The organism is Shewanella sp. 1180_01, from assembly GCF_052850535.1.
Genome location: NZ_VXCT01000004.1, coordinates 51,245 through 71,185 on the forward strand (window position 1 = coordinate 51,245; position 19,941 = coordinate 71,185).

General features: G+C 46.9%; 15 protein-coding genes and 1 pseudogene. 5 read left to right on the forward strand and 11 right to left on the reverse strand.

Annotated elements, in window-relative coordinates; genetic code table 11:
* The first annotated feature begins 64 nt into the window (after positions 1–64).
* Positions 65–1,471 (forward strand): MFS transporter, encoded by a 1,407-nt coding sequence (locus FW758_RS04165; RefSeq protein WP_446444715.1) that lies wholly within the window; start codon positions 65–67, stop codon positions 1,469–1,471.
* 220 nt (positions 1,472–1,691) lie between these two features.
* Here the strand turns inward: FW758_RS04165 and crr are convergent, their stop codons facing one another.
* The 5 genes from crr to FW758_RS04190 all read right to left on the reverse strand — a co-directional run bounded on the left by crr (position 1,692) and on the right by FW758_RS04190 (position 6,706).
* Entirely contained in the window at positions 1,692–2,201 is a 510-nt protein-coding gene (crr, locus tag FW758_RS04170; RefSeq protein ID WP_006081821.1) for a PTS glucose transporter subunit IIA, read from the reverse strand.
* Positions 2,202–2,272: 71 nt separating this feature from the next.
* Positions 2,273–3,976: a phosphoenolpyruvate--protein phosphotransferase gene (gene ptsP, locus FW758_RS04175; RefSeq protein ID WP_259563444.1), complete on the reverse strand. Its 1,704-nt coding sequence runs from the start codon at positions 3,974–3,976 to the stop codon at positions 2,273–2,275.
* 203 nt (positions 3,977–4,179) lie between these two features.
* On the reverse strand, positions 4,180–4,437 hold the full coding sequence (locus FW758_RS04180) for an HPr family phosphocarrier protein (RefSeq protein WP_006081819.1): 258 nt from the start codon (positions 4,435–4,437) through the stop codon (positions 4,180–4,182).
* A 28-nt stretch (positions 4,438–4,465) separates the two neighbouring features.
* A complete protein-coding gene (locus FW758_RS04185; RefSeq protein WP_011846923.1) occupies positions 4,466–4,861 on the reverse strand; it encodes an ACT domain-containing protein in 396 nt (131 codons plus the stop codon).
* 207 nt (positions 4,862–5,068) lie between these two features.
* Positions 5,069–6,706 carry a methyl-accepting chemotaxis protein gene (locus tag FW758_RS04190; protein ID WP_006081817.1) on the reverse strand — a complete coding sequence of 546 codons (1,638 nt, stop codon included), beginning with the start codon at positions 6,704–6,706 and terminating at the stop codon, positions 5,069–5,071.
* A gap of 357 nt (positions 6,707–7,063) precedes the next feature.
* On the opposite strand from FW758_RS04190, the gene FW758_RS04195 reads away from it, so the two are divergent.
* Together FW758_RS04195 and FW758_RS04200 are read left to right on the forward strand one after the other, a co-directional pair.
* Positions 7,064–7,792: a DUF3334 family protein gene (locus tag FW758_RS04195; RefSeq protein WP_446444716.1), complete on the forward strand. Its 729-nt coding sequence runs from the start codon at positions 7,064–7,066 to the stop codon at positions 7,790–7,792.
* Positions 7,793–7,897: 105 nt separating this feature from the next.
* Positions 7,898–8,953, forward strand: coding sequence for a LacI family DNA-binding transcriptional regulator (locus tag FW758_RS04200; protein WP_006081815.1), 1,056 nt, complete (start codon positions 7,898–7,900; stop codon positions 8,951–8,953).
* A 122-nt stretch (positions 8,954–9,075) separates the two neighbouring features.
* Here FW758_RS04200 and FW758_RS04205 read toward each other — a convergent pair whose 3' ends face one another.
* Positions 9,076–9,702: a 3'-5' exonuclease gene (locus tag FW758_RS04205; RefSeq protein ID WP_259544184.1), complete on the reverse strand. Its 627-nt coding sequence runs from the start codon at positions 9,700–9,702 to the stop codon at positions 9,076–9,078.
* A gap of 219 nt (positions 9,703–9,921) precedes the next feature.
* On the opposite strand from FW758_RS04205, the gene FW758_RS04210 reads away from it, so the two are divergent.
* Entirely contained in the window at positions 9,922–11,079 is a 1,158-nt protein-coding gene (locus FW758_RS04210; RefSeq protein WP_011846918.1) for a ribosomal protein uL16 3-hydroxylase, read from the forward strand.
* A gap of 171 nt (positions 11,080–11,250) precedes the next feature.
* Here the strand turns inward: FW758_RS04210 and umuC are convergent, their stop codons facing one another.
* From umuC to FW758_RS04225, 3 genes are all read right to left on the reverse strand, one after another.
* The gene (umuC, locus tag FW758_RS04215; RefSeq protein WP_259529774.1) at positions 11,251–12,525 is read right to left on the reverse strand and encodes a translesion error-prone DNA polymerase V subunit UmuC; all 1,275 of its coding nucleotides are present in this window, start codon (positions 12,523–12,525) and stop codon (positions 11,251–11,253) included.
* The gene (gene umuD, locus FW758_RS04220; RefSeq protein WP_006081811.1) at positions 12,522–12,941 is read right to left on the reverse strand and encodes a translesion error-prone DNA polymerase V autoproteolytic subunit; all 420 of its coding nucleotides are present in this window, start codon (positions 12,939–12,941) and stop codon (positions 12,522–12,524) included. The genes umuC and umuD overlap by 4 nt, the downstream gene beginning before the upstream one ends.
* A 278-nt stretch (positions 12,942–13,219) precedes the next feature.
* Entirely contained in the window at positions 13,220–14,611 is a 1,392-nt protein-coding gene (locus FW758_RS04225) for an SLC13 family permease (protein WP_446444717.1), read from the reverse strand.
* 80 nt (positions 14,612–14,691) lie between these two features.
* Here FW758_RS04225 and FW758_RS04230 point away from each other — a divergent pair.
* A pseudogene (locus FW758_RS04230) lies at positions 14,692–15,533 on the forward strand (AraC family transcriptional regulator).
* A 44-nt stretch (positions 15,534–15,577) separates the two neighbouring features.
* Here the strand turns inward: FW758_RS04230 and FW758_RS04235 are convergent.
* Both FW758_RS04235 and FW758_RS04240 read right to left on the reverse strand, forming a co-directional pair.
* Entirely contained in the window at positions 15,578–16,762 is a 1,185-nt protein-coding gene (locus FW758_RS04235) for a hypothetical protein (protein ID WP_006086808.1), read from the reverse strand.
* Positions 16,763–17,208: 446 nt separating this feature from the next.
* Positions 17,209–19,785, reverse strand: coding sequence for a glycoside hydrolase family 15 protein (locus FW758_RS04240; protein WP_446444718.1), 2,577 nt, complete (start codon positions 19,783–19,785; stop codon positions 17,209–17,211).
* Positions 19,786–19,941: the final 156 nt, after the last annotated feature.

Below are 19,941 nucleotides of genomic sequence, written 5' to 3' on the forward strand. Positions count from 1 at the left end.
ATTTTCTTATTAAAATCAGTTTGATATCTGGCGTTGACTCTAGCGCGACTTTTAAAGGATTAAAATGCACAGCGATGTTTCTTGGCAGCGATTTAAGCAATTTCCGCGCTTGATGTGGATATTTTTGTTTGGGTCTTTTATCACCCGTGGCAGTTATTACATGGTATGGCCATTTTTGGCCGTTATTTTATATGAGAAATTCGCGCTAAGTGCCACTGAGGTCGGCATGGTCTTGTCCAGCGCCGCGATTATTTCGGTATTTACCAGCTTTGTTGGTAGCTCATTGTCCGACAGAATAGGTCGTCATAAGCTGATGTACCTGACGGGCATCCTTTATATCATCTCGTTTTCGTTATTGGCTGAAGCCAATTCTGTCGAAGGGTATGTGGTTGTGATGACCCTTTGCTCTATGGCGACTTCATTATGGCGACCACTGACATCGGCGGCTATTGGTGACATCATTGCCGATCCTAAGACGCGCGAATTAGCGATGCAGTCGCTGTATTTCATCGTCAACGTGGGCTGCGCCGTTGGCCCTATGCTTGGGGTATGGCTTGGTCTTACGGGCAAGCAGTCCAGTTTTTACCTTACTGCAGTGGCCTTTGCCGTGCTGTTAATTATGTTGTACTGGGGATTTAACCATCAAAACCGTCAGGATGCGGCTTTGGCGGCTGGCGCCTCATCGAATGACAATTTAAGTGACGCTACGAGTGGCACTGAAAGTGATGGTGCAAGTGAGTGTGCATGTGACTGTGTAAATGGCTGTGTAAATGGCATAACAAGTGACGGTGTTAATCGTGGCGTGAATGGCTTATTGAGTGATACTGAGACGAGCACGAAAAAAGCGGCTGTCGTGAGCCGTAAGCAAATTGTCGCCATTCTATTGCAAGATAAACTGCTGCAATGTTTAATTTTCGCCAATATTTTATGTATGTTCATTTATGCCCAAATGGACAGTTCGTTGATCCAATATCTCACTCGTGCTGGCGCGCCTGATTTACTGACGTTAATTTCTGGCATGATTTTCACTAATGCTATGGTGATTATCTCAACCCAATTTTTGCTATTGAAACTCATGGCCCGTTTTCCGCTTGTCAAACGGATTCAAATCGGATTGCTGTTACTGATCTGCTCACAGATCTGGCTGGCATTTAATCCGCTGGATCTTTTTTGGGGCTGGATAGGCGCAATTGTGGTGATGAGTGTCGCCGAGACGATTTTGTTTCCCACTATGAATGTGCATATCGACCGCCTAGCTCCTGACCATCTTCGTGGTGCTTACTTTGGCGCCGCCTCATTCTATGACTTAGGCTTTGCGCTCGCGCCCCTTGGCGGCGGTATTATATTGGATCATTTTGGCGGTCAGTGGCTGTTTTTGACTGGCGCCGCACTCTCGGTATTGGTGATTTATCTGTACAGTATTTTAGATAGACTACCGCGACCCGATTTTGCCATGTTTAAAGCGGATTAGTGTACTAGAGCTATGTATCAGCTCGTTGCAGCTAACGTGATGGCTGAGCGTGAAAACGACCGAAATGGATTATTCTAAGTGCTGTGTATCGAGACTGCTACAGCTTGGCGAATTCAAATACCTTGTTAGGCTCGGTTTCCAAAAACGTAAAAGGCTGGCTCATGATTGTGAGCCAGCCTTTTATTATTCAAAACACAACCGATAAACGATGCATGTTAAATTAGAGCTGTACCGTAAAGATCACGTCTTTACCTGCGGTGACACTGCCTTGGGCCTTGTCTAGGTATTTGACGTCTTCCATGTTTGCCAGCACGACAGGGGTGAGTAGGCTGTCGACTTGGTCTTTAAGATAATCAATATCGAAGGACAAAATCGGATCGCCGACTTTCACTTCTTGGCCTTCTTGGGCTAAACGTTTAAAACCTTTGCCCCTCAGCTCGACTGTGCCGACGCCAAAGTGCACAAATAATTCTAAACCTTGGGGAGACTCAATGCTGAAGGCATGATTTGTCTCAAAAATTTTTCCGATGGTGCCGTCGATAGGCGCAAGAATTAATTCGCCTTTGGGGGCGATGGCAATGCCATCACCGACAATCTTCTCTGCAAAAACCACATCGGGGACTTTTTCAATAGCGACGATATCGCCGGAAACGGGGGCATATACCATGATACCGCCAGCTAACTGAGTCTGACCCGATACCAAGCGCCTAATTCGGCTTAAAAATCCCATAATCTAGAGCCTCTTTTGCTTGTTTTTGTCATTGTTTTTGTTCTGTAATGCAGCATAACGAATAAATGTCTCTATTTATAGCTTGTTATACACTGCTGTAGACCTGCAATTCTATCTTGTTGTAATGCAGTGTGCGCCAGCGCCGAAAATTGTTGGATGTTGCCTTGGCAAATGGCAGCTTTGACTTCTAACAGTGAGCTTAAGTTAACACTGAGTTCGTCCAGCCCCATGCCGATTAACAGCGGTGCAATTTGTGGTGAACTGGCCAGTTCGCCGCACAGCGACACTTTCACATTGGCCGCTTTTGCTTGGACTATTGTCATGTTAATTAACGCTAAAATGGCAGGCGAAAGGCTCGGATAGTCGCGGGTAAGCTGCGGGTTGGTCCTATCGGCTGCCATTGCATATTGGGTTAAATCATTGGTGCCAATGCTGACAAAGTCGAGTCGTGGCAGCATAGCATTGAGGTTAAATACCGCTGCGGGGGTTTCGACAACGATACCGTAGCTGAGTTCACCGTAACCTTTCTCTTCTTCTTCCAGGGCATCTTGGCACTGGGCAATCAGTGCAAACACTTCATCCAATTCTTCGACTTGATTAACCATAGGGAACATCAAGCGGATCGGACCGTGGTTTGCGGCGCGCAAAATAGCCCTCAATTGGGTTTTAAATAAGTCGGGGTGTGCCAAGGTGTAGCGAATGCCGCGCAGCCCTAAGGCGGGATTATCTTCTATTTCTTGGCACAGGCAAGGCAGTTCTTTGTCGGCACCGATATCTAAGGTGCGGATGGTAAAGGTCTTACCGCCCAGAGCGTGCAATGCATCGCAATATAAGCTGTATTGGGCTTTCTCATCGGGCAGGGTGCTGACGTTCATCAGCATAAATTCGGTGCGAAACAAACCTATACCATCGGCGCCAACATCGCTGACATGGGTGATGTCGTTGAGATTGCCGACGTTAGCCATAAGCCCCACAATATGGCCATCTTGGGTTTGCGCGGGTCCATCCTTATAGGTTTGCAGCGCCGCCCGTCTTGCCTGTTCGTGGTGAAAGGTGACGGTAAGTCTTGCCTGTTGATCAGGATTGGGATTAACGCAAAGCTCACCATTGAGCGCATCGAGTACTAAGGGCGTGCCGTTGGGGATCGAATCGGCATCAAACTGACAACTTAAGATGGCTGGAATGCCGGCAGCTCGGGCTAAAATCGCCGTATGACTGGTTAAACCGCCAGTTTTGAGCACAATACCGCAGAGGTTTTCCCTTGGCAGCAAGGCAAATTCGGCGGGGGTTAAATCTTGTGCCAACAAGATGGTGGGTCTGTCGAGTTTTTCGAGCCCTTGGTTTAAATGGCCATTGATCGCGGCGACAACGCGTTGGCCTAAACAGCGTACATCTTGGGCTCGATTAGCTAAATAGGGATCATCTAGGGATTGTAACTCGTTGGCTTGATGGGCAAATATGCGTTCAACCGCCACACTTGCCGACAGTTGTAAGGTACGAATCGCATCGTTCACTTGCTCGATTAATTCATCGTCTTCCAATAACAATAAATCGGCTTCGATCAGCTGATAATTTTCTGAATCGCTATCGAGTGCGGCTTGGCTGTGGGCCAGTTGTGCCTGTAGCTCTTGCAAGGCTTTGGTAAACTTGCCCTGTTGTTGGGGAATTTTCGACAGGGGAATAGGGCGATAATCGAGGTGGTGTTCGGTGTGAATAAGGTGAAGTGCCTGACCAAAGGCAATTCCCGATGACACTATAATCCCCGTTATTGACATATCCCTTCCTAAATTAACCACTGAACTGAGTGCCCGTTAGCGCTAGCGAGTCTAGTTGAGTGGCGTTGAGTTTGTAAAGCGTTGGCATGTAAACTATTGGCACGAACAGAATCCCTTTCAACTTATCCCTCGTCGGTAAGATCTACATGTAAGTACTTAGAGATTAGTGTGCTAATCAGTGCACTAGTAAATAGGATAAAGGCCTAGCTTAGCGTGATCAGCAGCTCGGAGACTTTCTCAACCGCGGCTTGTGCCTGTTCACCTTCGGCAAACACTCTTACCGTGACGCCAGAATATAGCCCTAAAGTTTGTAGCTTAAACAGACTCTTAGCGCTGGCTTGCTTACCATTACATTCGACCATGACATCGCAGTCAAAGGTTTTGGCTTCTTTAACCAGTAAAGCTGCAGGGCGGGTGTGAATCCCATGTTTGGCGGTAATGGTGACAGATTTTTCGTACATAGTGGATGAGCTCATATTTAAAGGGGTATTACACTTCGTCTTTCGATTCTATGATGTGGTAGCCCTGTTTTTTCAAGGCGGCGATGGCACTTTTGAGGCGATTATTTTTCACGAGTATGTAGTCGGTATCAAAGGTGGAAATCGCAAAAATACTGATTTGTTCGTCCGCTAAGGTGCCAGACACTTTAGATAAAATGCCTGTCATCGAGAATCCGAGTGGCCCGAGCACTTCAAAACAACACCAGCCCGGTTCTTGCTCTAGGCTGTCGAGTTCCATCTCACTGGAAATGACTAAAGATAAACCTTCTTGGGTTTTACCAATGAAATACATGTCCTGTGCAAAAACCTCACTGGGCAATACGGCATTCGGGCTAAAGCTATGAATTGTGTACTGTTCAGGGTGAACGGCTAAGGTCATTCGCATGGTAGTTTCTCGGTTGGATTTTTAAGGCTAAAGCATACCGCATATCAAACGTTAGCGTGACAGAGAATTTGTGGTTAATGGGACTTTTTCGTTGAAATTCATTGTTGGTGAGCTAGCGGTTAACCAGGGTTACTGGAAAACGTGTGCAACGAAAAGGGCGCTCTATGGCGCCCCTGTCGACAAGTTATACAGCTCATATACTGTTAGTTAGATTTTAAACTGACCCAAGGTGCGGGACATGTCTTGGCTAATGTCTTGCAGTGACTGAGCCGCATGGCTATTGCTCTCGTTGGCTTTGACTGAGACTTCAGTTAATTCCGAAATATTACAAATATTTCGATTAATCTCTTCCGTCACCAGTGATTGCTCTTCGGTGGCACTGGCTAATTGCGTGTTCATATCACTGATATGGGCAATCAATTGCAGAATCGCCGCCATGGCTTTACCCGCTTCGTGGGCTTGGGCTTGCAGCTCATCGGATTGCAGCTGAGTTTGATTGTTGCTCTTCATTACTGAGCCGACACCAGATTGGATCTCGCTAATGATTTTTTGGATCTCATTGGTCGAGTCTTGGGTGCGAGTGGCGAGGGCGCGGACTTCATCGGCAACTACAGCAAAACCGCGGCCATGGGTCCCCGCTCGCGCAGCTTCAATGGCGGCATTAAGGGCGAGCAAGTTTGTCTGCTCAGCAATGCTGCGGATCACATCGAGAATGCTACCGATTTGCTGTGAGGCGACGCCCAGCTTTTGGGTGATGACCTCAGAGGCTTTTAATTCAGCCACCAGCTTTTCAGTATTGCTGACCGTGTTGTCGATCACCACTTGGCTTTGCTGTGCTTGTTCTTTTACGCTGTTCGCCGCATCGGCCGCTTGCTGGGTGTTGCTCGCCATTTCGTGGGTGGTCGAGAGCATTTGATTGACTGCGGTGGCAACGCTACCCGTTTCTCTGTGGATATGCTCAGCACTTTGATTAGACTCTTCAACTGCAATTAAGAGCTGTTTGGCGTCTGTGTCTAATGCTTGGCCTAAAGGCTGTAAATGGCCGACCATGTCGCCAATTTTTTGCGCAAACATGTTAAAGGCGCGGGCAAGGTGGGCAATTTCATCTTTACCTTGGGCATTAATGCGCTGGCTTAAGTCGCCTTCGCCTTGGGCAATATCTTCAAGGGCATCAATGGCATCATTCAATGGCGAGGTAATGGAATGATTAAGCACAAGGAAGAAAGCAAAAATCGGCACTGAAATTAAAAACATGATAATCAGGTAATCGATAATAACTGACTTTAAACTCGCTTTCACATCACTGAGATAGGCGCCTGTTATCACTGTCCAGCCCCATTGCGGGTAGTAACGGGCTTCGGCGAGCTTATCTTCGATAGCGCGAGTCATAGGATCGGCTATGGGGTATTCGAGGGTGGTTTTCGATTTCGCCCGCGCTAATGGCAGCATAGTGGCCAATGGATTAGTGCCATTGGGTAATTTAAACGTTAATGCTGAGGTGCCAACAAGACTTGCATTGTCACCGTGGGCGAGGATTTGATTATTATCATCAATAACAATGAAATAGCCTGAGCCAGAATAGCGAGTCTGATTGATTAACTCAGCGGCAGCTTTCTTGGCGTCTTCTTCGCTGTATTTACCTTTGAGCGCATCCTGACGATGTACATCTATCACGCTTAACATGCTTGCGAGTTGACCGTCTATCTGTAGCCATTTCTGCTCAATTAAATTGCTGTACTGCTCCTTAATCGAAAAACTGGCAAAACACACAGTCCCTATCGCGGCCATAAGAAGCATCATCATTAAGCGTTGCAAGATAGTAAATCGGCGCAAAAACGTGATCATTGGGGTTTCTCAAAGGCTAATAATTGTTGCTTAATATACCTGCGAATCAATCTCAATTGAATCATCTGTGACATAAATTCAGTAAAAGCCGTTATAAAATATAAGTTTCTTTGATCTAAAGCAGGAAATGATGATAGGGAATTTTAATCTGTTGCATTATGGGGCATGTTCTTATTAAGTTATGCAGTTTTTTAAGTCGTTGCACGTTGCAGGTTTTATCTGACCTATTAAATATCAATAAGTTAGCGTTATGTTAACTTTACGGCCTTGCTAAATTAGGCTAATCGATTGTTTTAATTTTGATTTTTTACGCTTTTACGCGCAAGATTAATGCATTATTCAGTTTGAGAATCGATTATGACCACAAATACTATCGTAACGTCGGATGATATTTTACTGAAGTTATGTCACTCAGTCGCCCACGTACTCTCTAGCACCAGTGCCAGTAATGTTACCCACGCAGGTATGGTACAAAGTATCGCGCGCACGCGTCTAAAACCCGATCTTGGTTGTTTCTCGATTTTTGATGGTGGTTTTTCGGGCCTAGTCGTCATTAACTTTTCATCTTCGGCGGCGATTGAAATCTACCGTCGCTACATGCTGAACATGGGCATGCCTGAATCTGAGTTGGCGTTTTCGCATACGTCAGATGAAGTGAGTAACGTGATGGGTGAGTTGATGAACCAAATCTTAGGGGATTTTATTAATAAAATTTCAAAAGAATTGCAAACGTCAATCAGCCAAAGTCAGCCAAAAATGTTGACGATTAATAAAGAGTTAACTATTTCAATCGATGCTAACTTAGATGATGCGGTCGCCCGTAGAGTGTCGTTTAGAACTGAAAACAATCATATTTTCTACCTCGAATTTGCCATGGATAAAACTGAGTTCATTCGTTTAAATGAATTTGTTTACGATGAAGAATTCGACCCCGACAGCCTGTTAGAGCAGCACAGTACGATAGGCGGTAATAAGGACTCAACCTCGAATGTTTCGCCTTGGGTGAAGATGGCCGACAAACCCGCCATTGCGACTCGCGCCATTGATACTGACGCCGATGATTTGCTCGATCAGCTTGGCATTTAAGCAGAAAATCTAAGTGTAAGACGGATGTTAATGCATTCGTCTATACAAGTTAGCGGAACTGTTTTAGTATCGACGCAAAATAATCACTAAGGTCACCTCCTCTCTATGGCATCGAAAGCGACCTCGATTGATATTGCTTATCGTGCTGGCGTATCCCAGTCTACGGTTTCCCGTGCCCTTAGAAACAGTCCGTTAGTCAATTTAGAGACCCGTCAACGTATTCAAGCCATTGCTAAAGAGCTGAATTACAAGGTTGATAAAAACGCCAGTAATCTTCGCACCCAAAATAGCCATACCTTAGCGCTGTTATTGTGTGAAGACCCCACCAATGATGACTCGTTAATCAATCCCTTTTTTCTGTCTATGCTAGGTTCAATTACCCGAGCAACTGCGCAGCAGGGTTATGATTTACTTGTTTCTTTTCAGCAATTATCCAGCGATTGGCACGCCGATTATGAAGACAGCAATAAAGCCGATGGCATTATTCTGCTCGGTTATGGCGACTATATGGATTACGAGCAAAAGCTGGAGCGACTGTTAGCGCAGAATACCCATTTTGTGATTTGGGGCGCCGAGCATAATAATAAGTCTGTGTTGTCGATTGGCTGTGATAATCATCAAGGCGGCTTGATTGCGACAGAGCATTTGATTTCCCTTGGCCGTAACGCTTTTGCCTTTTTAGGCGATGCTTCGAGCCACAGCCCTGAGTTTAGGGACAGATATTTAGGCCATGTGAAGGCGCTACAAACGGCGAATATTCCCGTGGATCGCACTAAGCAAGTGTCGGCCATCAGCACAGAAAGTTCAGGCTACGATGCCGCTATGGTGTTGATTGCCCAAGGCGCTAAGTTTGATGCGATATTTGCGGCCAGCGATTTGATTGCCATCGGCGCGATTCGGGCGTTGAAAGAAAAGGGCATTTCAGTCCCTGAGCAAGTGGCAGTTGTGGGATATGACGATATTCCGGTGGCGAGTTTTGCCAATCCGCCATTAACGACCATTAAGCAGAATACCCAATTAGCCGGTGAGATCTTAGTCGACAGTGTACTCAAACTTATCCGCGGACAAGAGGTGAGTGCGCAGCTTATTCCGACAACCTTAGTGGTTCGCAGCTCCTGCGGCATTGATAGCGCGCCGCTTAAGCCGTTACCGCTAGCATAATGTTTTTGTCGGCAACCGATTGAATCGTTAATTTTACCTGTTGAAACTAAGCTGATGGAACAAAGCCGATAATCCTAGGATATATCGGCTTTTTACTATCATTTAGCGGCGTTGTTTTTTGATCACTTGCCTGCGTATTGACGCAAAAATTTTGGCACATCTGCTTTGGTTTTCTTCGCTAATTTTTGCAGTAATTCAAAGGTTGGTGAGCAGAGTCCAAACTCTTGTTGAAGGTCTGCCAGCATAGCTAGCCACAAATGGCCGGTCATTTCGGCATCGGCTAAGGCACGGTGAAAGGTGCCATCGGTTGGCAACTGTTTATAGCGCACTAAAGTCCCTAACTGATGATTGGGTGCCGCTTGATACAAACGTCTCGCCACCAGCAAGGAACAGCCAAATTGCCCAAGATAACGATGGCGAATTTGGGCAAACTCCGCATCTAAAAAGCGCTGATCGAACGCCGCATTGTGGGCAACTAAATTGTGATCGGCGATAAAGTCCGCAAAACGCGCCATCACTTCATTGCAGGGCGCCGCGTCTCTGAGCATTTGATTGCTGATCCCTGTGTAGTCCTCAATAAAGCGACTTATTCTAAATCCTGGGTTCATTAATTCAGAAAATCTTTGGGTGATCACGCCGTCTTCAATCAGCACAGCCCCGATTTCAATCGCGCGATCCCCTTGATTGGGCGACAGCCCCGTGGTTTCAAAGTCGAGCACGACCAAAGTGTTAGCAGCTGATGTAGGCATAGATCTTACATGGACTCAATAAATGATGTGTCAGCATTAGCGCTGTTTGTGGCGAAATGCTTTTTGATAAGCCGATTGTAATTCAATACGTTAGTAAATTCACTATCACATTGATGCTGACAAAAGACTTAATGCTTTGTTGATCCGGTCGAGCTTTCTTGGTTTCGCTTCCTGTTAGCATTTGCTGCTATGAATAACAGTTTGGTTTGTGAGCAACCCATGCAACTCGATATTAACGGCTTAACGCCCGCGCAATTTCTAGCAGAGTATTGGCAGAAAAAACCCTTGGTGATCCGCCAAGGATTCAAGCATTTTCAAGATTTAGTTTCGCCCGAAGAATTAGCTGGCTTAGCCATGGATGAGCTGGTGGAATCTCGGCGGGTGTACCAACAAGCTGGCCAATGGCAGGCGGAATTTGGTCCCTTTGATTCCTACGATCATCTCGGTGAACGGGATTGGACTCTGATCGTCCAAGCTTTGAATAACTGGGTGCCCGATGCGGAGGCCTTGATCCAATGCTTTGATTTTATTCCGCGCTGGCGTTTAGATGATGTGATGGTGAGCTTCGCGACGCCAGGCGGTGGCGTGGGGCCGCATATCGATCTGTATGATGTGTTTATTTGCCAAGGTTCAGGACGTCGCCGTTGGCGTGTGGGCGATCTGGGGCCGCACAAAGAGTTTGCCGCCCATCCCGCTTTGCTGCACACCGAAGCCTTTGACCCGATTATCGATACTGAGTTGTTGCCTGGCGACATCCTTTATATTCCCCCTGGATTCCCCCATGACGGCATAACCTTAGAGCAGTCTTTGAGTTTCTCTGTGGGTTATCGCACCGCCTCTGCCAAAGATATGATAAGTGCTTTGGCCGATCATTTGTCTGAACAGGATTTAGGCGCACAGCAGATTTCAGATCCAGACCGCGAGCTGACCACCCGCAGTGGTTGTGTCGATAATGGCGATTTAGCGCGGTTACGCACCCAACTGACCAATATGCTGACCGATGAACTGGTGAGCGAGTTTTCGGGCCGCTATTTAACTCAGTCAAAATGCGCCTTAGATTTACCCGATGAGCCATTGGACATCACGCAAGACGAAGTGCTCGCTTGGCTCGATGAGCAGCCGCTTATTCGCCTCGGCGGGCTGCGCTGTTTGTATTTTGATATTAATGTGGCACAGGGCGTTGTCTATATTAATGGTGATAAGTATCAGCTTTCAGCCGAATTGGCCGCAGTGATCCCATTACTATGTGATAGTAATCAGTTGGATAAAGCTGCCTTAGCCCCTTGGTTAGCCCATGCTGATTTGCTCACGCAACTTACCGAGTGGGTGAATCTAGGCTACTGGTACTTTGAAGATCTCAGCGATGAAGAGTGTTAAGGCGGAATGAGCCAAAGCTTGATGGGTGTTAATGCCGCTTTAGCGTTAACACCCAACGGGGCTTAGCGGTATATGTTTTTTAGATCTAGATGGGTTTTAGTGTTATATGGATTTTAGCGTTAGGTGGGGTCTGTAATTCGCAGGCGGTCATTTAGCCACTGGATTTGTTGATTATTTCACTATGGGTAATTGTGCCCATTGGGTGGTGTAACGAGGGGAAAGCTGCTCACGCTTCATTCCCCAAGTCGGGTCAATACCTTGTCCTGCAAACCAAATTTTTCCATGACCGCTGTGGTTCACTTTATCGAGTAATTGCATCAACTCCTTGCTTTTAGGTCTAGGCGTGACGTCATCGAATAATCCGAGCTGAAACACGCCTGCACCAAAAAAATCCCCTAACATGACACCGGCCTTTGCATAGGCATGACCTTCACGCCAAATGCGTTGCAGTAGGCTTTGGCCAAGGGTGACAAAATCACGCGTATCATTGCTGGGGCGAACTAAACAGCCCGACAGTGATTTGCTGTACTGGGGAGTTGCATCGCTAAAAGGGCTAGTACGGACAAATACCGACATTGCTTTAGCGTACTGGCGCTCGGAGCGCAGTTTTTCACAGGCCCTAAAAGTGTATTCATTGATTGCCTGTTGCATCGCTTCTAAATTATCAATACGGCTGCCAAAGGATCGGGAGCTGATAATTTGTTGCTTAGTGGCGGCGACCTCTTGTATGTCATCACAGGCAATGCCGTTAAGTTCGCGTACCGTGCGCTCGACGGTGACAGAAAAGGTGTCGCGGATAAGCTTTGGATGCGCATCCGCCAATTGCAACGCGGTATTTATACCCATGATGTTCAAGCGTTTTGTAAGCCTACGGCCTATTCCCCAGACTTCGTCGACAGGGATAAGCGCCATCAGCCGTCGTTGGCGTTCACGGTCGCGCAAGTCAACCACGCCCCGCGTTGCGGGATAACGTTTCGCGGCATGGTTTGCCAGTTTAGCGAGGGTTTTTGTCGGTCCAATGCCGACGCAAACACTGATCCCAATCCACTGCGGTATCCGTTGATAAATATCTAAGGCAAGCTGATGAATATCAATGCATTTATCGAGACGAGAAAGGTCTAAAAACGCTTCATCAATACTATACACTTCTACTTTCGGTACCATTTGCTCTAAGGTGGTCATGACTCTATTTGATATGTCGGCATAGAGTGCATAGTTGGAGGAGAATACCGCGACGTGATGCTGGCGGAGTTGGTTTGCGATTTGATACACAGGCACCGCCATCTTGATGCCAAGTTGTTTTGCCTCTGCCGAGCGGGCGACGACGCAGCCATCGTTATTGGATAACACTACAATCGGCCTGCCAGCTAAATCTGGCCTAAACATCCGCTCACAGGATGCATAAAAATTATTGCAATCGACGAGGGCGAATAGTGAGGGCGTCATTTGAGCTTTTTCACCACGTTGGTCACCACCCCAAAGATGTTTAACTCAGACTCATCATTGATGGCAATCGGGGAGAATAAGGCATTACGTGGCAGCAATTGCACCACAGGGCGCAGTTGTAATTGCTTTACGGTAAACTCACCGTTCACCGCTGCGACAACGGTATCCCCGTGGGCCGGCTGTAATGAGCGATCCACCACCAAAATATCACCGGAGAAAATCCCCGCTTCGATCATCGAATCCCCTTGGACTTTGACAAAAAACGTGGCGGCGGGATGCTTGATGCATAACTCATTGAGATCTAATGTTTGTTCTACATAGTCTTGGGCTGGTGACGGAAATCCTGCGGCAATCAAGGAGCTAAATAGCGAGAGCCGATATTGGGTATGTTTGGCGAAGCGGCCTAGGATCATCATAATAAATCACAGTATACTGTACGTATGAACAGTATAGTCTAACAATGAAACTTATCGAAAGAATTTATGTGGGGACAGTTGTGTTATCGACCCAAGCGCAAAGATGCACTTGTTGTAAGCTGTGTGCTGATCGTATGCGCTGTAGAGTGTCGAGTGCTGGGCAATTGATGATGGCTGCTCTAAAGCACCCTTGGCGGCGTCAATACCGCCAAGGGTGAGCGTTTCGTCAATTTAATTTAGTTAACGCATTTTAGTTAGCCCGCTTTAGTTAACGCAATTTAGTTAATCCAACCGAGCCATAGCCACCACAGATAATCCAGTGGGATAAGTGCAATTAGAGTGATTGCCGCCAGCGGTAAGGTGATGTTAAGTAGTTTGCTTAAGGGCTCTTGGGATAATTGCATCGCCAAAATCAACGGGGCAACCTGATAAGGAAAAATCACGGTTGAGAAACCGATCACCTGCGTCATTAATACTGCAGGAGTGGAGAAGCCAGTTGCATTGGCAAAATCTGCCGCCATGGGGGACAACACTGTCGGCACACCTGGAACCGTTGCTACCAATCCCGTCAGCGTCCCCATCAGCGATAACGACATGAAATTCAGAAACGATGCCCCTTGCTGCAATGGTAGCCATTCACTGAACAGTTGGCCTAGCGCAGTGCCAAGTCCAGATTGATTGACCAATGCTCCCAGACCTAAGGCCGCCGCGACAAAAATGACGGTCGCAAAATCCACCGAACTATTAAAACTCTTAGGCTCAAGCACTCCCCATTTGGGGAGCAATAACAAGATAGCGGTGGTCAGTCCAACCCACGCCGGATTGACCCCGTGCAGTGAGTCTGTCACCCAAAACAGTAAAGTGATCGCAAGTAATACTGTGACTTTCTTTTGCATACCAAGGTTATAAGCTTCTGTTTCAATAATGCGTTCAGGCTGGTTTTCATCAATTTTTGCAGGAAATAGGAAGACGACTAGCGCCACAATCAATATCGATTTGAGCAAACCAAGGATCGGAAAATGCAGCAAGAGATACTCGGTATAACCAAAGTGGATATTGAATAGATTCTCGCTGGAACCCGCCAATATCATATTGGGAATATTCGCGGGCAACACGGCAAAACTGGGCATGTTACACGCCAGTGCCAAGGCGGTCGCAATGCCTATCCGCCCATGACTACCACGAGCAAAACCGACTTGCTCAGCTAACGCCATACCAATTGGCACCATGACCACCGCACGGCCAACGGATGAGGGCATCACAAAGCCAAGCAGCACGGCACTAAAGACCAAACCCGCAATCAAGCGTGGATAACTTGTGGTCAGTATGGGGGCAATCAAACTGGCCATTCTGCGACTTAAACCAGACTGAGTGATGGCACTGCCAATCACAAACCCTGAAATGATTAACCACACCGCAGTCGAGCCGAATCCTGAAAAAAGTACACTCGGCTCAATGAGTTTGAAAATGGTGGCAAGGGCAAAAAATATTAATCCCGCCATAAAGGGCGGGAAAAAACCTGTACTCCAAAACATTAAGGTCACTAATACTACGCCACCGCTATAGGAAAACACCGCGGGATGCTGACTCAGCGGAAAAAGTGCAAGTAAAGTAGCGATCAACAGTGCACTGAAAAACGCTAGCGGTTTAACGTCAATAAAACGTTTCATGTTTACCGACCTATTGGGTTGAATACGTAAAAGATGCCAACTAAGATAGCTGACTTAGTTTGGCGTTTTAAGAGGGTAATATGTCAAAACCTGTTCCTAAAGCGACATTATTAACGCCCAGTGACGTGGCGTTTATCACAGATGCCAATCGACCTGTGCTAACCCATACTCGCAATATGGCGGCGGAAGCGGGCATCGAGCCTCATTCTCATCCGCGGGGCAGCTACTTTGGGCCGCGAAAGGCTTGTTACGTGTCCGCAGCGACAATGCCGTCTGGGTGGTACCTTCAACCCATGCGGTGTGGATCCCCTGCAATTTGCCCCATCAAGTGAACAGCGAAACCCACGCCCACACTCGCAATATCTATATTGATCCTAGCTATGATGTTAGGCCACAGGATACAAAAGTGGTGATGGTGACGATGACAGCGCTGATGCGCGAACTGGTGCTCAAACTCTGTGAGAGTTCACACCTTTTAGGCAGTGGACAACTGCATCGGCTGGGTTTGGTTGCCATTGATGAGCTCGAAACTCTGGACAGCCTAGATGCTCATTTACCCGCAGGCTCAGATCCAAGACTCAGCCGCTTGATCCAAAAGTTGATCCGGCACCCAACAGTGAATTACACCCTGACCGAGTTAGCCGAAATGGGCGGCGCGAGTGTGAGAACGATTGAACGACTATTCAAAGCTGAAACTGGGCTCACTTATCGACAATGGCGGCAAAGGTTTCGTTTGTTAAATTCGCTTGAAAGCTTAAGCCAAGGAGAGAGCACGACTAGGGTGGCACATAGTCTAGGTTATCTGAGCGTCAGCAGTTTCAGTGCGGCTTTTAAAATGCAATTTGGTTGCACGCCGCAAGATTATCCGCAGCATAAGCTGATGAAAAACAGGAAAAATCAGTTTACTCCCGCGCAAGAATAAACTGAGTCAGCCATAACAAATATCTATGTTTTGTATATCGATTCTTATAATTGGCCAGTCAGAGTGGAGTTAATATTCGTGCTATCTTGTGGGAGTCGAGTAACAAGCTCCGCTCGTTGATGCTCAAGTCTGTTAAACCTTTCCTGATAAGGGGTTAATGAAATAATGCCAGAGCAGAGTATGAATTTCCCTACGGGGTTATAGATGTATTGGCTGAAAGTTTCGATTGATAAATTGCTAGGACATTCATTCAGGGGAGCCGTGTCGTTTAGGATCGCGGCATAACGATTGGCGGTATCTTGGTGTTGCATCAATGGTAGCAGTAACCACTCTATTAGCTTTGTATTTATGTCAGTATCACTAGTGACCTGTGTCGCTCTGGTTATCTGGGTAAAGTAATACCATTCGCCCCTTTTTACATTGTCAAACGAAAGTACTTCTGGTGACAGTGCATGCTTCCAGCTTGGTGGTAACGCCTCGATTAGTTGTGAATGCGGCAATTGACTCATTACCAACTCTCCAAGTTTCATATTCGCTTCCATTCCAGCATTACTCATCATCTTACCGATAAGCATATGAGTGCTTGCTGATAGCCGTTGCCAAAATAGCATATCTTGGTTGATTGCCTCGGCGACTTGTAGGGGATCCATAGTGCTGGCATCGGTCAGTACATTAAACAGATAGAGTTTTTGTGCTGCTAACAGATGGGTAAAGGGCATACTATCTGTAAAAACATTAAATTGGCTGCCATCCTGCCAAGTACCGATATTAAGCAGCTGCTGGTAGCGGACGATTAACCAATTATATTCATCGAGTAAGGCGTTAAGATTGTTCTCTTGTTTAAGCATTACATTACAGCTGGAGAGAAAATCATCTTCTTTGATGCATTGTTCAAGCGGTAATTGGGGCTTTTCAAAACGGATTTGTTGGTTATCTTGAGGTTTATCCATAACCCCGAGGTGTTGTAACTTCTTGAGGCGTTCTAGTCCAACATCCATTGGCGAAGCAGTATTGCTGACATCAAAACCGAGTACAAATACATAAGCATTATCGTTAAGGTGATTTGATAGTGCATTATCATTTTCCGCGATGTCGGCTAAGTAGTTTTGTGCCAGTTCAGAAGGTGGACTGTCTCGAAAATTTATAAGCAGAAGAATGAAATATAAACTGACAGGAATACATAATAGAGAGATTAAAATCCATTTCATTACCCGCAAAAAACGTCGCATTAAAAATCCTGTTAACAAATTAAACCGCCATTAATTACATAATGTAACACGATTTGGTTGCTTGGGAAAGTCAGCCTGTGAAGGGATTTGAATGTTAAAAAAATATATGTAAAAGATCACCGCAACTTTCATCAGGTTTGATGGATGTTGTTAGCATAACAGGGCTATTCTTCGTCTGTTTTTTGCGCACTGTATACTGGTTGTGAATGAACTCGGTGATATGCATCTTTAATTCAGTATGAAAAGGGCATTAATTCTATAAAATGAGTCTGACAGGTCACAGCCAGATATAAAAAAGGCTAGAACAACATTTGTGAGTTGTTCTAGCCCTTAATTTATTAAAGCTAAAGCATCGTTAAGCTCATGCGCTGTTTTAGTGTGTTATTTCAGCACATTTTTTCAATGCGCTATTTCAATACACTATTTCAAAAAGCCACTTCAACTCGTTATTTCAATGTCGCTGGGACGATAGGGTAGTTATCCCAGACTTGGCCGTCGGTCATTGAGCGCACCAGTTTAATGTATTCGGCATGGGTCCAGGCTAGCGGCGTGGCTGAGTTAGTGCCTTGTCCGAGTTGGTAATGGTAGCGGGTGGCATCGCCGACACCGTCCCACGCTTGCTCGGGTAACATCATGCCCGCATTCGCAAACGTTTCCATGCCTTGCACATAGGTGTTGATCAACTGCTGCTTGGTTTGCTGCGAGTTATTGCCTGTTAGCTCGCCTTTTTCTTGGGCGAGTGCTAATTCAAAATGACCGCGCTCACCGGTGAAGAAGGGCCAGACGCGGCCACGTTGATCGGCGCTGTTGCTGCCCGATTCCGCATAGTTCTTGCCAGAAACCGTATCCTCACCGTAGCCATCGTTGCCATAACGTCTAAAGCCTGGGATTTTGCTGCCATCTTTAGCGGTAAACTCATATTTAAGGCGCAAATTAGAGTCAAGTTCAGTGTTATCAATCAATTGAAGGCTTTGATTGATCAGCTTATCAGTTGCACCGCGCACGCCATAACGTACTAGTTCTAAAAATCCGCCATCGAGGATCTGACGCTGATCTAAACCTTGCTTACCGTTATTCGCCGCCAGTGTATCGGCGGTGTTTGGCTCGCCATTCGGGCTTAAACGTAAATAGTAAGGCGCGCTGACGCCTGCGCTGTTTTTTAGTAGTCCTTGGGTGGTGACTAAGTGTTTTTCTAAACTATTACTTAAGTCTTTGGCGGCTGCAAGATAACGGCTGCTGGAGTCGGGATCCTTGGCTTCTTTGGCTATTTCACTCGCGGCAACAAGACCTGCGATCACTGCGGCCGTGGTCGAGGGTGAGTAACCCGCTTGTTCTTCCCAACGTTCTTGCTGGGTTTTGGGCGGGGTAATTTGGGTGTGATTCCAATCCAGATTGACCTCACCGCCGCTGATCAAAAAGTCCGCTGCACCTTTGAGCATCTCTTGATACCAGTGACTGATCTCATCAGGGCTGAGCACGCCCGCTTGCCAAAGTTTCCAGCCGAGCATAATCGGCATGGCGGTTTGATCGAGCTGCACGCCAACCCATTCAATTTGGCCATCCACATGGGTCTTTTGTAGGAACCAACCGGGCGTACCCGTAAAGCCGGGCGTCTTTTCGGTCACTTGCACTTTTTTCAGGTATTCGAAGGCCACCTTGGGCGTTTGCGTGTCACCCATGGCGAGGAAGGCCATGGCACATTGATAAAAGTCGCGCGGCCATACCGCTTTATAGCCAGTGCTCGGCACGGCTGCCGAAACCGTATCGCCCCAAGGGTTAGAAAGTGAAGCGATAAGTGCGCCCGCATAGGTTTTATCTTCCTGCGCTTTCAAGACCATAGCACTGGTATACAGCAGTTTGCCGTTATCGGTCGTGTTGTTGGCCATGTTAGCGATGGCGGGCAGTGAGCTTAAGTAATCATGCCAGCCGATATGGGTGGCATCGCCTTTGTAGGCGCTGAGCACTGCATCATAACCTGCGGCCAAAGTGGCATCGGCATTGGCTAAACTCTGGGCTTCATCTTTACCAAAACCGATGGCGAGATTAAAGGTGACGGGTTTGGCTTTGATGAGCGTAGGGTAACTCGCGGTAAAGGCGATATTGCCGACGGTCGATTTATCTTGCGCACTGGTCGTTTGATAGGGCGTATCGAGTGTGCCGTTATCGGCCAAATCGGCTAGGCCATCGGAGACGCCGACAAAGCCAGTGGTGGCTTGCACAAAATTCAGATCGGATTTTACCGTCATCACGCTGCTGTCTTTGGCTGCGGTATAGGCCACTAGCGCCTGATTATTAGCATGAGTGTTGGCATGATTGTCTGCATGAGTGTCGATGCGGCCGATATCATTGGCGCCCGCGTTATCGATATGCGGATTGACATACAAATGCGGCGTAATGCCGTCTTCAAAGGCGGTAAAAGTGACGCGCATCATTAGGGTGTCGCGGTCGGGATCGGTAAAGATATGCTTTTCAATCTGATACTTACCTTCAACATCTTTGTTGATAATTTTATAGGCAAGGGATTGTGGGCGACCGTTAGCATCTGTATCTAAATATTCTATGCTGCTGATGGTGTTATCTTTTTCGGTATCGACAAAGCCATTGCCCGTGATCACAAATTGCAGTTCTTTGAGCTGCGCATTGTGAATCAGGCCATACATGGTTTCGGTTAAAATACCTTGGGCGAGGGAGAACCAGACGCGGCTAATGGGATTGTGCTTGGCATCTTGGTATTGACCTTGGGTGTAAGGCTCGTAAGACGTCCCAATACCGGTTTTACCCGAAAATGCCCAAGTCGGCGCTTTACCCGGTGCGCCAGGGGCAACCTGCTGCACATGTGATGCGGCGTTGACACTTGTGCTCGGTGTTGCTGAATCCGATGTGGGTGAACAGGCTGTGAATCCTATTGTCCCTAATAGACTTGCGGCGACGGCAAGCGCTAGGCGGCTGCGTCTTGTTAACGCTTGTGTGTGACGGGTTTGGTTGGTGTGCAGATCCTGCTGCGGCGTAGGACTCGATTCCATCTCGTTCTCCCCAAATAATGGTTATATTTTTATAGTGATTGGATTGATAAAAAGGCTTCATGCTGCGGTGAATCGCCAATGGGGCGAGTTCACCGCGCTTCACATATTGGATGTATATCAGCTAACTGTTGGCCACATTTTGTGCTTAGTGATGTT